The 15,862-nt window shown below is 71.4% G+C and carries 9 protein-coding genes; 5 read left to right on the top strand and 4 right to left on the bottom strand.

Translation table 11 applies throughout. From position 1 onward, the window contains the following. Nucleotides 1-17: 17 nt before the first annotated feature. From ACGFIR_RS14265 to ACGFIR_RS14250, 4 genes are all read right to left on the bottom strand, one after another. The gene (locus ACGFIR_RS14265; protein WP_393145815.1) at nt 18-1,505 is read right to left on the bottom strand and encodes an FG-GAP-like repeat-containing protein; all 1,488 of its coding nucleotides are present in this window, start codon (nt 1,503-1,505) and stop codon (nt 18-20) included. 217 nt (nt 1,506-1,722) lie between these two features. After that, entirely contained in the window at nt 1,723-2,718 is a 996-nt protein-coding gene (locus tag ACGFIR_RS14260; protein WP_393145189.1) for an alpha/beta hydrolase, read from the bottom strand. Nucleotides 2,719-2,788: 70 nt separating this feature from the next. Next, nucleotides 2,789-4,855, bottom strand: coding sequence for an N-acetylmuramoyl-L-alanine amidase (locus tag ACGFIR_RS14255; RefSeq protein ID WP_393145187.1), 2,067 nt, complete (start codon nt 4,853-4,855; stop codon nt 2,789-2,791). Between the two features lie 20 nt (nt 4,856-4,875). Then, nucleotides 4,876-6,327: an FG-GAP repeat domain-containing protein gene (locus tag ACGFIR_RS14250; protein ID WP_393145185.1), complete on the bottom strand. Its 1,452-nt coding sequence runs from the start codon at nt 6,325-6,327 to the stop codon at nt 4,876-4,878. Nucleotides 6,328-6,620: 293 nt separating this feature from the next. Here ACGFIR_RS14250 and ACGFIR_RS14245 point away from each other — a divergent pair, with 293 nt between their 5' ends. The 5 genes from ACGFIR_RS14245 (at nt 6,621) to ACGFIR_RS14225 (ending at nt 15,815) form a co-directional block, all read left to right on the top strand. Beyond that, nucleotides 6,621-9,896, top strand: coding sequence for a DUF2961 domain-containing protein (locus tag ACGFIR_RS14245; protein ID WP_393145183.1), 3,276 nt, complete (start codon nt 6,621-6,623; stop codon nt 9,894-9,896). After that, entirely contained in the window at nt 9,896-12,019 is a 2,124-nt protein-coding gene (locus tag ACGFIR_RS14240) for a family 43 glycosylhydrolase (RefSeq protein ID WP_393007948.1), read from the top strand. The genes ACGFIR_RS14245 and ACGFIR_RS14240 overlap by 1 nt, the downstream gene beginning before the upstream one ends. Nucleotides 12,020-12,145: 126 nt before the next feature. Beyond that, the gene (locus tag ACGFIR_RS14235) at nt 12,146-13,702 is read left to right on the top strand and encodes a sugar ABC transporter ATP-binding protein (RefSeq protein ID WP_393145181.1); all 1,557 of its coding nucleotides are present in this window, start codon (nt 12,146-12,148) and stop codon (nt 13,700-13,702) included. After that, a complete protein-coding gene (locus ACGFIR_RS14230; RefSeq protein WP_393145179.1) occupies nt 13,699-14,787 on the top strand; it encodes an ABC transporter permease in 1,089 nt (362 codons plus the stop codon). Before ACGFIR_RS14235 ends, ACGFIR_RS14230 begins: the two co-directional genes overlap by 4 nt. 26 nt (nt 14,788-14,813) lie before the next feature. Beyond that, nucleotides 14,814-15,815, top strand: a complete 1,002-nt coding sequence (locus ACGFIR_RS14225) for a substrate-binding domain-containing protein (protein ID WP_393007942.1) — start codon at nt 14,814-14,816, stop codon at nt 15,813-15,815. Nucleotides 15,816-15,862: the final 47 nt, after the last annotated feature.

Below are 15,862 nucleotides of genomic sequence, written 5' to 3'. Positions count from 1 at the left end.
CACCGATGCCCGACGTGTCAGAGGGTGGTTTCGCCGTTGAGGCCGAAGTAGTCGTGCCATTTGGTGCTGGGGTTGAAGGTGGTGCCGGTGGAGAGTCCTACGTAGACGTCGTTGGTGTTGCCTTTGGTGAAGACGATGATGTCGTCTTTGCCGTCGCCGTTGGCGTCGGCGAGGTAGGGGAATTCGCCGTTGAGGCAGAAGAAGTCGTTCCATTTGATGGTGGTGCCGGCGAATGATGTGCCGGTGGAGGTGGCGGCGTAGACGTCGGCGTTGGTGTCGCAGGTGAAGGTGACGATGTCGTCTTTGCCGTCGCCGTTGATGTCGCCGACGCGGGGTTGTTCGTTGCCGACGGCGAAGAGGTCGTGCCACTTTTGTGGTGGGCCGAAGGTGGTGCCGGTGGAGAGGGCGACGATGACGTCGGCGGCGGTGTTGGGGCCTTGGGTGAAGGTGATGATGTCGTCTTTGCCGTCGCCGTTGACGTCGCCGATGGCGGGGTATTCGCCGGTGATGGAGAAGTATTCGTGCCACTTCACCGCGGTCCCCGCGAAGGAGGTGCCGGTGGAGAGGGCGACGTAGACGTCGGCGGCGTTGTCGTGGGTGAAGGTGATGATGTCGTCTTTGCCGTCGCCGTTGACGTCGCCGACTGCGGCGACTTCGTTGTGTGGGGCGAACCAGTCGTGCCATTTGGTGGAGTTGGTGAAGGTGGTGCCGGTGGAGAGGGAGACGTAGACGTCGGCGAGGGTGCCGTGGGTGAAGGTGATGATGTCGTCGCGTCCGTCGCCGTTGAAGTCTCCGGTGAGGAGGGTTTCTCCGTTGAGGCCGAAGAAGTCGTTCCATTTGACGGAGGTGCCGGCGAAGGTGTTGCCGGTGGAGGTGGAGACGTAGACGTCGTTGAGGGTGCCCTGGGTGAAGGCGACGATGTCGTCCTTGCCGTCGCCGGTGAAGTCCGTCGGCGAACCCGCCAGATACCGACCACCCGACGGTGACGATCCGCAGTTGTCGCTGACCAGGTACTTCTGGTTGTACTGGCCGGGATACGGCGCCAGCGACATCCCGTTGATCACGATCGTCTGCCCGACGCCGTTGTAGAGCTGCTCGTAGTGGATGTGTGCCCCGGACGAGTTGCCGGTGCTGCCCGTGGTGCCGATCTGCTGGCCCTGCTGCACGTACGCCCCGTCGGGCACGGAGTAGGAGCTGAGGTGGAAGTAGTACGTGGTCCATCCGCCGCCGTGGTCGATGACGATGTAGTTGCCGGCGCCGCTCGGCTGCGAGTACCGCCGGGCCACGCCGGCGGCGGAGGCGAGCTGTGGCGTACCGGCGGTGGATCCTCCGTCGGCCCGCACGAAGTCCAGGGCCAGTCGGACCTCGGCGCTGTGGTGTCCGTACGTCCACCGCTGCCCGCACGGGAACGGGGCCTTGAAGTTCGGTGCGGCGAGCGCGGGAGAAGAGGTCGCCACCGCCCCGGTCAGTACGCCGACCGCCAGGGTGAGTAGGGAGACCAGGATGCGACGCACCCTGCTCCTCGAATGCCGTGACATGGGTGACTCCGGTCAGGGAAGAGTCGGACGGGTGGGTCGCGCACCGTCAGGGCCCGGGCGGGGCTCGTCGCGCGCGGAAAGGACCGGCTGCCGGGCCGGAAGGCACCGATCCGGCAGCGGTGTGCCGGTACGGCTGACGACGCGCCGCCGTGGGTGCGTTGGCGGCGCGTCGTCAGCCGGGGAATCAGCCGGCGCGGCGCAGGCGCGCGAGCATCCCGTTGAGGTCCTGGGCGAAGATGTGCTGCCGGAAGAAGTGGCCGCCCGGTTCCTCCCGCCACTCGTGCGGGATGCCGGCGTTCCCCAGGGCCGCCCGGAACTCCCGCTGGCCGGCGAGCACCTGGTTCTCGTTCACGGTGTCGAACCAGTTGATCGGGTCCGGAGAGGTGCCGGCGACCAGGAAGATGCGCTTGTTGCGGTAGCTCTCGATGCGCTGCACCGGGTTGTCGGCGCTGACCCGGGCCTCGTTCCACAGCGGCGCGCCGTAGACCGTGCCGCCGCCGAGATCCAGCGCGGCGGAGGTCGCGTTGGCCCAGTGCACGACGAGCCCGAAGTCCCGACGCAGGCTGGCCGGGCCGGAGTGGGAGCTGACCGAGCAGAAGTGCCCGTAGTACTTCGCGGTGTACTTGAGGGCGCCGAACCCGCCCATGGAGAAGCCAGCCACGGCGCGGCCGTTGTACTCGGGGAAGGTGCGGAAGTTCGACTCGATCCACGGCAGCAGCTGTGCCATGTGGAACGTCTCCCAGTTGCGGGGCCCGGTGTTGCTGCTGACCGGGTTCGAGTACCACCCGGTGGAGGCGTCCGGCATGACGACGATGAGTTCCCTGCCGGCGGTCAGGTTGATGATGTTGTGGTTCATGTGGAAGTCCCGGAAGTCGGAATTCCCGCCATGCAGCAGGTACAGCACCGGGTAGCGCTTGCCGCTGGTGTGGTAGCCGTCGGGCAGCAGGACGTTGACCCCCGGGTCCCACTCGATGGCGTCGGTGGCGAACCGGTAGTACTGCAGGCGGCCACCGTTCTCGTTGCGGGCCACGATGCGCAGACCGTGGCCGTCACCGGCGGCGGCAGCCGGCCCGGGGGCGGCGAGGGCGCCGCCGAGCGCGCCCGCGGCGGCGACGCCCGCAGCACCGGTCAGCAGCCGTCGGCGGCTGACGGACTGGCGGACGGCAGGGATGTTGTCCATGGATCCTCCATCGGGGATGGGACCGCGCCGGGTGGCGGCGCGGAGCTTTCCTTCGTCTACGCGGGACGGCTTAGAGGGTGGTTTCGCCGTTGAGGCCGAAGTAGTCGTGCCATTTGGTGCTGGGGTTGAAGGTGGTGCCGGTGGAGAGTCCTACGTAGACGTCGTTGGTGTTGCCTTTGGTGAAGACGATGATGTCGTCTTTGCCGTCGCCGTTGGCGTCGGCGAGGTAGGGGAATTCGCCGTTGAGGCAGAAGAAGTCGTTCCATTTGATGGTGGTGCCGGCGAATGATGTGCCGGTGGAGGTGGCGGCGTAGACGTCGGCGTTGGTGTCGCAGGTGAAGGTGACGATGTCGTCTTTGCCGTCGCCGTTGATGTCGCCGACGCGGGGTTGTTCGTTGCCGACGGCGAAGAGGTCGTGCCACTTTTGTGGTGGGCCGAAGGTGGTGCCGGTGGAGAGGGCGACGATGACGTCGGCGGCGGTGTTGGGGCCTTGGGTGAAGGTGATGATGTCGTCTTTGCCGTCGCCGTTGACGTCGCCGATGGCGGGGTATTCGCCGGTGATGGAGAAGTATTCGTGCCACTTCACCGCGGTCCCCGCGAAGGAGGTGCCGGTGGAGAGGGCGACGTAGACGTCGGCGGCGTTGTCGTGGGTGAAGGTGATGATGTCGTCTTTGCCGTCGCCGTTGACGTCGCCGACTGCGGCGACTTCGTTGTGTGGGGCGAACCAGTCGTGCCATTTGGTGGAGTTGGTGAAGGTGGTGCCGGTGGAGAGGGAGACGTAGACGTCGGCGAGGGTGCCGTGGGTGAAGGTGATGATGTCGTCGCGTCCGTCGCCGTTGAAGTCTCCGGTGAGGAGGGTTTCTCCGTTGAGGCCGAAGAAGTCGTTCCATTTGACGGAGGTGCCGGCGAAGGTGTTGCCGGTGGAGGTGGAGACGTAGACGTCGTTGAGGGTGCCCTGGGTGAAGGCGACGATGTCGTCCTTGCCGTCGCCGGTGAAGTCCGTCGGCGAACCCGCCAGGTACCGGCCACCGGATCCGCCACCGGCGTTGACCAGGGAGACGTAGTAGTTCCAGTTCCAGTGGGGACCGGGGTCCGTGTGGTCGTTGCCCGGCATCTCGTGGTGACCCTTGATGGCGGTACGGTTCTTAGGCAGGCCGTACTTGTCGCACAGGTAGCGGGTGAGCGCCGCCGACGAGCGGTACATGCTCTCGGTGAACCAGCTCGGGTTGTCGACGTAGCCCTCGTGCTCGATGCCCACCGAGTACGGGTTGGCCGACCGCGCGTGGTAGGCCGTGTCGCCCTCGCGCACCATCTGGGTGATCTCGCCGTTGCTCGACTTCACGACGTAGTGCGCGCTCACCCCCGCCGACGGGTTCTGGAACCAGCTGATCGTGCCGGCGTACGAGCCCTGGGTCACGTGCACCACCACGGTCGTGATCCGCGAGGAGCGGCCCGCCGCGTAGTTGCCGCCGTGCGCCGAGATCCACCGGGCCGGCCCGTACTCGGGAACGGCCGCGGCGAGGGCCGCCGGTGCCGTCGCCCCGGCGGGGGCGACGCCGGCGTACCGGCCGAGTTCCGGTTGCACCCGCTGGGGCGCGACCCGTACGGAGGCGGTGGTGATGCCGGCGCGCAGCAGGTCGTAGACGTGGTCGGCGTACAGGCGTGCCGTGGCGTCGTCGGCGGCGTGCGCGTACCGGGCGACCACCGGGTACCAGGCCGAGACGCGGTCCCGGTCCGCGGCCGTGAGCCGCTCGGCGTCGGCGATGTCGCGCAGGAGGGCCGCGCCACCCCTGATGTTGGCCGAGGTCACCGACTTCAGGGCGGCCACCGGCTGCCCGGTCAGCTCGGCCGCCCGCTCCAGGGTGCGCTGGCGGGGGTTGCTGACCAGGTGCATGACGCCGTAGCCGTTGGCCTGGCTGGGCTGGCCGGCGTGCCCGTCCAGCCGGGTCTCGCCGTAGCCGACGGCGACCAGCAGGTCCCTGGGTACGTCGAACTCGCCGGCGGCCCGGGTGAAGGCCGTGTCGAGCGGGTCGGCGGAGCGGGTCGGTGCGGCGGCGGCCGGCGCGACGGGGCCCAGGAGCGCGGCCGCGAGGACGGCGGCGGCGCCCGCGCGCCAGGAGAGTCTGCTGGGTCTCATGGTGGTCTCCCGTTCGCGGGTCACAGGGTCGTCTCGCCGTTGAGGCCGAAGTAGTCGTGCCATTTGGCGCTGGCGCTGAAGGTGGTGCCGGTGGAGAGCCCGACGTAGACGTCGTTGGTGGCGCCCTTGGTGAAGACGACGATGTCGTCCTTGCCGTCGCCGTTGACGTCGGCGAGGTAGGGGAACTCGCCGCCGAGGCAGAAGAAGTCGTTCCATTTGACGGTGGTGCCGGCGAACGACGTGCCGGTCGAGGTGGCGGCGTAGACGTCGGCGTTGGCGTCGCAGGTGAAGGTGACGATGTCGTCCCTGCCGTCGCCGTTGATGTCGCCGACGCGGGGCAGTTCGGCGCCCACGGCGAACAGGTCGTGCCACTTCTGCGGCGGGCCGAAGTTGGTGCCGGTGGAGAGGGCGACGATGACGTCGGCGGCGGTGTTGGGGCCCTGGGTGAAGGTGATGATGTCGTCCTTGCCGTCGCCGTTGACGTCGCCCAGGGCGGGATACTCGCCGGTGATCGAGAAGTACTCGTGCCACTTCACGGCCGTCCCGGCGAACGACGACCCGGTGGAGAGCGCCACGTAGACGTCGCCGGCCGCGTTGTGGGTGAAGGCGACGATGTCGTCGCGGCCGTCCCCGTTGACGTCGCCGACCGCGCCGATCTCCGCGCCGGGGGCGAACCACTCGTGCCACTTCTGGCCGGCGCCGAAGCTGGTGCCGTTCGACAGGGCCACGTAGACGTCCCCGGTGTTGCTGTGCGCGAAGGTGACGATGTCGTCCTTGCCGTCGCCGTTGACGTCGCCGGTCGAGGCCGTCTCGCCGCCGATGGAGAAGAAGTCGTTCCACTTCACCGACGTCCCGGCGAACCCGGCGCCCGTGGAGGTGCTCACGTAGACGTCGGCGAGGGCGTTCTGGGTGAAGGTGATGATGTCGTCGCGTCCGTCGCCGCTGACGTCGGTGGCGGAACCGCCGGCGATGGCGTGGGTACGCGCCGCCTCGTTGAGCAGGCTCCGCGCCTTGGCCGCCACCTGGTCGTAGCGGTCGGGGAAGCCGGAGCGCTGCACACACTGGGCCACCTGACCGGCGGTGTAGCGGGGGTTGTTCTGGTCGCAGACGACCGCGCGGGTGATGTACTGCGTGCTGGCGTAGACCGGGTCCATGATCTGCTCCGGCGTTCCCCAGCCGTAGTCCCACCGCTGTTGGAAGACCCCGAGCGAGGACTTGTCGCCGCACGGCAGGTTGTTCATGTGTGACTCGACCCAGCCGGCCTCGAACGCGGAGAGCATGACCTTGTCGTTGACGTTGTGGGCACGGGCGACCCGGTAGACGATCACGCTGATCGCGGGGTCGTGGTTGGCGGGGATGGAGGAACAGGCCAGCGTGCCGATCGGGGTGTCGGCCTGCGCCGGCGCGGTCGCCACGACCGACGCCAGCGCGGTGCAGAGCCCGACCAGCAGGGCGAGGGGAGTACGTCTCACGATGCTCCTCTGGGGGTGTCAGCGGGGTGCGGCGAGCGGTGCCGCCGCGCGGGCGCGTTGCTGCCGGTGGGCTGCCGGGAGGCTGCCCGGGTTCGCTGCCGCGCCGCCGTGCCGGCGTCGGAAATCGATTGCCGAGGAGTATCGCCAGGACGTCAACGACTGTCAATGAGCCCTGGAATCTTCCTCCGGCTGGCAGCGCCCTGGCGGTAAAGTATTGACATCTCGCGATGCCGCCAGTTAACTCCCGAGCAATCGATTTCCTGCGGCTCCGCCGGTCCCCTGGAGGGATATCCATGAAGCCCCACGTACGCCGCTGGCTGGCACTCGCCACGGCGGCGGCGACCATGATCCTCCCGACGGCGGCGCAGGCCGCCGAGCCCGCCCCCGCGCCGCACGGCACCGGGGCCCTCGCCGTCGCCGACGACAAGGGTCCGGTCGGCTGGGACGTGTACCGCCGCCTCGACCGGCTCCCCGAGCTGGCGGCCGGCAGCCGTACCCGGCAGTTCTCCAGCTTCGCCCGCGACGGCTCCAACGACGACGGCTTCGTCGGCACCTACTCGTGCCTGCGCCAGTCCGGCGGCTGCGTCATCGCCGAGGACCGCGGACCGGGTGAGGTGCAGTCGATCTGGTTCACCCGCGATGACGGCAACGTCAGCGCCACCGGCTGGATCCGCGTCGAACTCGACGGCGTGACGGTCGTCGACACCAACCTCCAGCGCCTCGTCGACGGCGGCCTCGGCCACCCGTTCGTGTGGCCGCTGGTGACCAACGCCGACCAGACCTCCGGCGGGGTCACGATCAAGGTGCCCATGCCCTACCGCGAGTCGATGCGGATCACCACCCAGTTCAACCCGCTGTTCCACCACGTCACCTACCGCACGTTCGCCGACGCGGTCGGGGTGACCAGGTTCGACCCCACCGACCCGGCCGTCGACGTGGTCGACAGGCTGCGCGCCGCCGGCCAGCGCGACCCGAAGCCGAGCCAGCCCGGCGCGAGCACCAGGACCGCCCGGGTCGACGTCCCCGCGGGCGGGCAGTCGACGCTCGCCACGCTCACCGGTCCCGCCGCCGTCACGGCGCTGCGGCTGCGGCTGCCCGACGCCGCGGCCACCACGTCGACACTGACGGGCCTGCGGCTGCGGATCACCTTCGACGGGCGCACCACCGTCGACAGCCCGGTGGGCGAGTTCTTCGGCGCCGGCCTCGGCGAGCGCTCCGTCCGCTCGCTGATGTTCGCCATGGACTCCGCGCCGGGCGGCTGGTACAGCGCCTGGTGGCCGATGCCGTTCCGCTCCACCGCGACGGTCTCGGTCGCCAACACCACCGGCGCCGCCGTCACCGGCGTCCAGGCGGAGGTGACCAGCGCGCCGGGCACCGCCTGGACCGGCGCGCTCGCCGCCGCCGGCGCCGCCGGCTACTTCACCACCCAGTCGCGCCGCGCCGAGACCGTGGGGGGCAGCGACTGGATCATCGCCGACCAGCCGGGCCGGGGACGCTTCGTCGGGGTGTCGCAGACCGCCCGCGGGCACATCATCGGCGGCAACACCCGCAACTACCTGGAGGGCGACGAGCGCGTCCACGTCGACGGCTCGCCCACACCGCAGATCTACGGCACCGGCACCGAGGACTTCTACGAGTCCGGGTGGTACTTCAACCGGGGCGAGTACAGCGGCGCCTTCACCGGCAACACCGCCCACCTGTTCCGCTCCGGCGGTTGCGTCGACGAGTGCGACGCCATGTACCGGCTGATGATCGGCGACGCGGTCCCGTACGCCACGGGGCTGCGGTTCGGCATCGAGCACGGCCCGACCAACGACATGCCGGCCGACTACGCCTCGACCGCCTTCCTCTACACCCAGCCGACCGTCGCCCTGCGCCGCACCGACACGCTGGTCACCGGCGACGCCACCAGCCGCGCCGGGCACGCGTACACCGACTCCGGGAGCCAGTACCCGTTGACCGGGCCGTACGAGGGCGACGACGACAACGCCCCCGTCACCGGCCAGGTACGCGCCAGCGGTGGCGCCGTCAGCTTCCGGCTCGCCGTCGACCCCGGCAACCAGGGCGTACGGCTGCGCCGGCACGGCGACCAGGCCGCCGCGTACCAGCAGGTCGCCGTGTCGGTCGACGGCAGGCCGGCCGGGGTGTGGCTGCAACCGCTGGGCAACGACCGGCAGCGCTGGCTGGCCGACGAGTTCGTCCTGCCGGCCGCGCTGACCGCCGGCCGGTCGACGGTCACCGTCACCCTGACCCCGGCCGCCGGTGCCCCAGCGTGGACGGCGGCCCGCTACGAGGCCGACAGCATGGTCACCCCGTTCCTCGACACCACCGCGCCGGGCGCGGTCGCCGGTGTCGGCCTGGCGGGCGGGCGGGTGCACGCCATCGGCCTGTCCTGGACGGCGTCGCCCGACGACGTGGGAGTCGCCGCCTACCGGGTCTACGCCTCGCGCAACCCCGGCGTCGCGATCACCCCGGCCAACCTGGTCGGCACGACCCGTACGACCGCCTTCCGGCACGGCCCGTTGCCGGCTGGGCAGACCCGCCACTACCGGGTCGTCGCGGTCGACGGCGCCGGCAACATCTCCGCGCCCTCGGCCGAGGTGTCGGCCACTACCCGCACCCGCAACACCAGCGACGCCAACGGCGACCGCCGCGACGACGCCGTCGCGTTCACCCGGGGCGACACCGCCGACGTGACCACGTCCCTGTCGGACGGCGCCAGGTTCGTGCCGGACAGCCGCGTCTGGAACGACTTCTTCGCCGTCGGCGAGGAGATCCCGCTCACCGGCGACGTCGACGGCGACGGGCGGGCCGACATCGTCACCTTCACCCGTGGCGACAACGCCGACGTCTACGTGGGGCTGTCCACCGGCACGACGTACGCCGCCGGGGTCAAGTGGCACGACTTCTTCGCCACCGGTACGGAGATCCCCGCGGTCGGCGACGTCAACGGCGACGGGCGCGCGGACATCATCACGTTCACCCGGGGCGCCACCGCCGACGTGTACGTGGCGCTGTCGACCGGCAGCGGCTTCGGTCCCGGCGTCAAGTGGCACGACCACTTCGCCCTCGGCGACGAGCTGCCGGCGGTGGGCGACGTCAACGGCGACGGGCGCGACGACATCGTCACGTTCACGCGGGGCACCAGCGCCGACGCGTTCGTCTCCCTCTCCGACGGGACCCGGTTCGTCGAGGACGGCTGGAAGTGGCACGACTCGGTCGCGCTCGGCGATCAACTGCCGGCGCTGGGCGACGTCAACGGCGACGGGCGCGACGACGTGGTGACGTTCACCCGGGGCGCCATCGGCGACGTGTTCGTGGCGCTGTCCGACGGCACGCGGTTCGCCCCGCAGGTGGCCAAGTGGCACGACTGGTTCTCGGTGGCCGACGAACTGCCCGGCATCGGCGACTTCAACGGCGACGGAAAGGCGGACCTGGTGACGTACACCCGAGGGACCGGAGCGGACGCGTACGTGGCGCTGTCGACCGGCGGTGGCTTCGGCGCCGGCGTCAGGTGGCACGACCAGTTCGCGCCCGGCACCGACCTGCCCCGGCCGAGCGTGTCGTGATGCGCGCGCCCCGGATGCTCGCGGTGCTCCTGCTCGGCGCCGCTCTGCTGACCGTCCCGGCCGCGCCGGCCGCCGCCGAGGACGTCGTACGGGCGGAGGCGGAGTCGCTGGCGGTGGTCTCGTCCACCGCCCCGGTCGAGGCGCAGTCGAACTGCTGCGGGGTCGCCTGGTCGGCGGGCCGCCAGCTGTGGCTGCGGGGCGCCCGGGCGGGGGACTCGGTCACCGTGTCGCTGCCGTCGGTGCCGGCCGGGCAGTACGACATCGGCGCCGTGCTCACCCGCGCCGCCGACTACGGCACCCTGCGCTTCGCCGTCGACGGGGTGGCCGTCGGTCAGCTCTTCGACGGCTACGCCCCCACCGTGCGGCGCGTCGAGGCGGTGCCGCTGGGATCGGCCTCGCTCACCGCCGGCAGCCACCGGCTGACGGTGACGGTCACCGGCCGGTCCGCGTCCTCGACCGGGTTCTTCGCCGGCCTGGACACGCTCACCCTGCGCCGCGTCGGCCCGCTGGCGGCGGTCACCACGACGGCGTACGAGACGGTGGGCGAGACGCCCACGCGCGGGCCGCTGACCCGGGTCTACGACCCGGGCGTGGGGGAGCCGACGGCGTGGTACTACAACGACCACACGATCGTGCGTGACCAGCGGACCGGGGTGTGGCACGCCTTCGCCATCGCCCACGCCGAGCCCGGCGCGCCCCAGGACGAGAAGAGCTTCGGCCACGCCACGGCGCCCACGCCCACCGGGCCGTGGACGAAGCAACCACCGGCGCTGACCGCCGACCCGGCGCGGGGCGAACAGTGGATCTGGGCCCCGCACGTCGTCTACGACCAGGGCGTTTACCACATGTTCTACGCGGCCGGCAGCCCCGACTACGCGAACTACCGGATGCACCTGGCCACCTCGACCGACCTGTTCACCTGGACCCGCAGCCCCGCCAACCCGCTGTTCACCGACGGTTGGGAGGCTCGCGACCCGATGGTGACCCGGGTCGGTGACCGCTGGGTCATGTACTACACGGCGACCTCGAACCCGCAGGGCGGCAACCACGTGGTCGCGTACCGCACCAGCACCGACCTGCGGACGTGGAGCGGGCGCGGCGTGGCGTACGCGTCGCCGCACACCGGCCGGGCCGCCGGGCAGACGGAGTCGCCGTTCGTGGTGCGCCGGGGGGACTGGTGGTACCTCTTCGTCTGCTGCGACGGCACGGACTACGGCGCGGCGTACCGGCGCACCGCGGTCTACCGCAGCCGGGACCCCCTGCGCTTCGAGGGGGCGGAGAAGGTGACCGTGCTCGACGCGCACGCCGCCGAGGTCGTGGTGGACGGCGACAACTGGTACCTGAGTCACGCCGGCTGGGGCCAGGGCGGGCTGTGGCTCGCCCCGCTGACCTGGTCCTCGGGGGTCGTCGCGCGGGGCTACCAGGTGAGCACCGGATTCCTGCGCGCCGACGTGCGCACCTGGCCGTACACGCGCATCGCGTCCCTGGCGGTCGATCCCGCCGGCGCGGGGGCGTACCGGCCGGCGTTGGACTCGTCGCACCGGGGGACTGGTCCCTACCTGGCGGTCGGCCGCTTCGACGTGACCGACCGGGCGGGCCCGCCGGCCCGGGTGGACGTCTCCGCCGACGGTTCCCGGATCAACCTGGTCGGCATGCGGATGGGCGACGAGCCGGTCGTCGCCGACTGGCTGCTCACGGTGGCGCCCCGCTGGACCGGTCCGGGTCTGCAGAGCGACGTCACCTGGTGGGTGACCGGTCCGACGACGGCGCCGGTGTGGGAGGTGGCGTTCAACGTCGACGGCGCCCTGCCGTCGGTCGGCGACCCCGCCGTCGCGGCCCGGCCGACCGGTGACGTCACGGGGATGCCGACCTGGACGATGACCTCCGGCGCGAACCTGTCCCTGGTGGCGGCGCACCGCTGGGCCTCGGCGTGGCGAGGCGACAACACCTGGTACGACGCCGGCCACGCGATGGCGGCCTGGCAGCCGTTGTGGCGCAACGGGGGGATGGCGTGGCCGCCGGGGTCGTACGCGGGGGGCACCTGGCGGTTCGCCGCCAGTGGTGTGGGGCGGGACACCGCGTTCGCCGAGACCGTGCACGCGGCGGTCAACGCGGTGCCCTGAGGGGGGCCGCCGGTGCGGGTCGGGCAGCGGGGCGGCAGCCCGGCCCGTACCGGGGGCCGTTGACACCACTTCGACGGTCCTCTATGTTGCCAGAAATCGATTTCCGATCTCTCTCCGGAGGCCCGCATGAGCGACCAGGTGACCGTCGCCATGTCCGGCATCGCGAAGCGCTTCGGCGGCGTCCACGCCCTGCGTGGCGTGGACCTCACCCTGCGCGCCGGCGAGGTCCACGCCCTGCTGGGGGAGAACGGGGCCGGGAAGTCGACCCTGATCAACATCCTGTCCGGCGTCGTCACCGACTACGAGGGACAGATCTCGGTCGGCGGCGAGCCCGTACGCTTCACCGGCCCGGCCGCCGCCCAGGCCGCCGGCATCGCCACCATCCACCAGGAACTCGACCTGGTGCCGGCGCTGTCCGTGGCCGAGAACCTCGTGCTCGGCCGCGAACCGCGCACCCGGCTGCGGACGCTCGACCGGCGGGCGATGACCCGCACCGCCCACGACTGGCTGGGCCCGCTCGGCGCGCGGATCGACCCGCGCCGGCCCGTCGGGTCGCTGCGCGTCGGCGAGCAGCAGCTCGTCGAGATCGCCAAGGCGCTCTCCCTCGACGCCCGCGTGCTCATCATGGACGAACCGACCGCCGCGCTCGCCGATGCCGAGGTGCGGCGGCTGATGTCCACCATCCGGGCGTTGCGCGAGCGCGGCGTGGCCGTCGTCTACATCTCCCACCGGCTCGAGGAGATCGAGCACATCGCCGACCGGGCCACCGTCCTGCGCAACGGCGAGGTGGCCGGCACGCTGCGCCCGGACCCGGCCGACCGGCAGCGGATCATCACGCTGATGGTCGGCCGCCCGGCGGAGGCGCTGTTCAGCGCGGGATCCGCCGGACCCGCGCGCCCGACCGGGCCCCCGGTGCTGGAGGTCGACGACCTCGCCGTACGGCCCCGGGGCAGCCGCCCCGGGCGCTGCGAGCCGGCCGGCGTCAGCCTGAGCGTCCGCGCCGGGGAGATCGTCGGCCTGGCCGGCCTGATGGGGGCGGGCCGCACCGAACTGCTCGAGACCCTGTACGGCGCCGGCCCGCCCGGTCGCCGCAGCGGCCTGATCCGGCTGGCCGGCCGCCCGTACGCCCCGCGCGGCCCCCGCTCCGCGCTGCGCGCCGGCGTCGGCTTCGTGCCGGAGGACCGCCGCCGCTCCGCCCTGGTCCTCGAACACCCCGTGGGCCGCAGCATCGTGCTGGCCGCGCTGCGCCGGCTCACCACCGCCGGATTCGTCCGTGGCGCGCGCGAGCGGGACGCGGTACGCCAGCAGGTCGCCGCCCTGGCGATCAAGACCTCGTCGGCCACCGCGCCGGTCGGCTCCCTCTCCGGCGGCAACCAGCAGAAGGTCGTCTTCGCCCGGCACCTGCTCAGCCGCCCCCGCCTGCTGCTGCTCGACGAGCCGACCCGGGGCGTCGACGTCGGCGCCAAGGCGGAGATCTACCGGCTGCTGCGCCGGCTCGCCGACGACGGCATGGGCATCCTGCTCGCCTCGTCGGAGCTGCCCGAGCTGACCGGCGTCTGCGACCGGGTCGTGGTCCTGCGCCGCGGACGGGCCGTCGCGGAACTACCGGCCGACGGGTGCACCGGCGAGGACATCCTGACCGCGGCGATGGGCGGCGCGTCCGCCGGAGGAGACGACCGATGACTCACCTGCGCACACCGGAGAAGGGGCCGGGCACGCCGGCCCCGGCCGGCGGAGGCACGGCGAACGCCCCCGGCGGCGACCGGCGGTGGCGCGTACCGGGCGGCCGGGGCGAGCTCGTCGAGCGGCTCTTCGCCGTGCAGAGCCTCTTCGCGCTGCTGGTGGTCTTCGTGCTGGCCATCGCCGTCTCGCCCCGCCGCGACGGCGAGATCCTGTTCCTGTCCACGGAGAACCTCGGCAACATCGTCCGCGCGGTGTCGGAGATCGGGATCATCGCGGTCGGCATGACGTTCGTCGTCCTGCTCGGCGGCATCGACCTCTCCGTCGGCGCCATCCTCGGGCTCTCCGCCGTCGGCACCGCGACGCTGATGGTCGACTCCGGGCTGGGCATCCTGCCCGCCGTCACCGTCGTCCTGCTGATCGGCGCCCTCTTCGGCGCGTTGCAGGGCTACGCGACGGCCCGGCTCGGCATCCAGTCGTTCATCGTCACCCTCGCCGGACTCCAGGTCGCGCGCGGCCTCGCCCGGATCTGGTCGGGCGGGCTCGGCATCCCCATCGCCTACGGCGACGGCCCGCAGGAGGCGCCCCCGGCGTTCGAGATCCTCAACGGCACCATCAACGGGGTGGTGCCCGTCCCCGCGGTGCTGTTCATCGGCATCGGGGTGGCCGCGATCATCGTGCTGCGCAAGACCGCCTTCGCCCGCCACGTCTACGCCATCGGCGGCAACGAGAAGGCCGCCCGGCTCTCGGGCGTGCCGGTGCTGCGGGTCAAGGTCGCGGTCTTCGCCATCGCGGGCCTGCTCGCCGCGGTGGCCGGCATCATCCACGCGGGACAGCTCAACCAGGGCAGCCCCAACGACGGCGCCGGCTACGAACTCGACGCCATCGCCGCCGTGGTCATCGGCGGCACCAGCCTCGCCGGGGGCACCGGGTCGATGGGCGGCACCCTCGCCGGAGCGCTGCTGCTCGGCATCCTCAACAACATCCTCGCGCTCAACAACATCGACGCCAACGTGCAGCTACTGATCAAGGGCCTGGTGATCGTGGCCGCCGCCGGGCTGCAGAAGCTCCGCCGCAGCATCGTCTGAACCGCCACCGAACAAGGAGCCTCATCATGCGCACCCGTACCGTCCTGCTCGCCCTGCTGTGCACCGGCGCGCTCGTCACCTCCACCGCGTGCAGCGTGGAGAAACCGTCCGACGGCCGCGACGCCACGGCCGCGAACTGCGGCGCCGGCAAGGACTTCCTGATCGGCATGTCGCAGGCCAACAACGCCGAGCCCTACCGGCAGGTCATGAACAACGACGTGCAGACGGCGGCGAAGTCCGTCGCCGGGTTCAGCGTGGTCGTCTCCGACGCGGCGCAGGACAACAGCAAGCAGGTCGCCGACGTGGAGAACTTCCTCACCCAGAAGATCGACCTGCTGATCATCTCGCCGAACGAGGCCAAGCCGCTGACCGCGGTGGTGCGCAAGGCGTACGAGCGGGGGGTCCCGGTCATCGTGCTCGACCGCAAGGTGGAGGGCGAGGCGTACACCGCCTTCATCGGCGGGGACAACGTCGCGATCGGCAGGGCCGCCGGCGAGTTCTACGCCAAGACGCTGCTGCCCGACGGCGGCAAGGTCATCGAGATCGCCGGGCTTCCCGGCTCCACACCGGCGGCCGAACGCGCCCAGGGCTTCCGGGAGGGCATCGCGGCCAACCCGAAGATCGAGGTCGTCGCCTCCCAGCCGGGGGACTGGCTGCGGGAGAAGGGCCAGTCGGTGGCCGACGCGCTGCTCAAGGCCCACCCCGACGCCGCCGCCGTCTACGCCCACAACGACCCGATGGCCGAGGGCGCGTACCTGGCCGCGAAGGCCGCGGGGCTGCACACGAAGGTGAAGTTCACCGGCATCGACGCGCTGCCGGTGCCGTCGGGCGGCATCAAGGCCGTCGAACAGGGCCGGCTCGCGGCGACCTTCCAGTACGCCACCGGCGGCCGGGAGGCCGTCGACCTGGCCCGCCGGATCCTCGTCGACTGCAGCACGGACGTCCCGCGTACCACCACGCTCGACACGATGCGGATCACCAAGGACAACGCCGCCGAGACGTACGCGAAGCTCGGCGGCGTCGCCTGAGCGTCGACGGATCCCGGCCCGACGGGCCGGGACCGGACCTGGAGATC

It is taken from the genome of Micromonospora sp. NPDC049051 (genome assembly GCF_043197575.1).
Classification (GTDB): domain Bacteria; phylum Actinomycetota; class Actinomycetes; order Mycobacteriales; family Micromonosporaceae; genus Micromonospora.
This window is presented reverse-complemented; position numbering and strand designations above follow the sequence as displayed.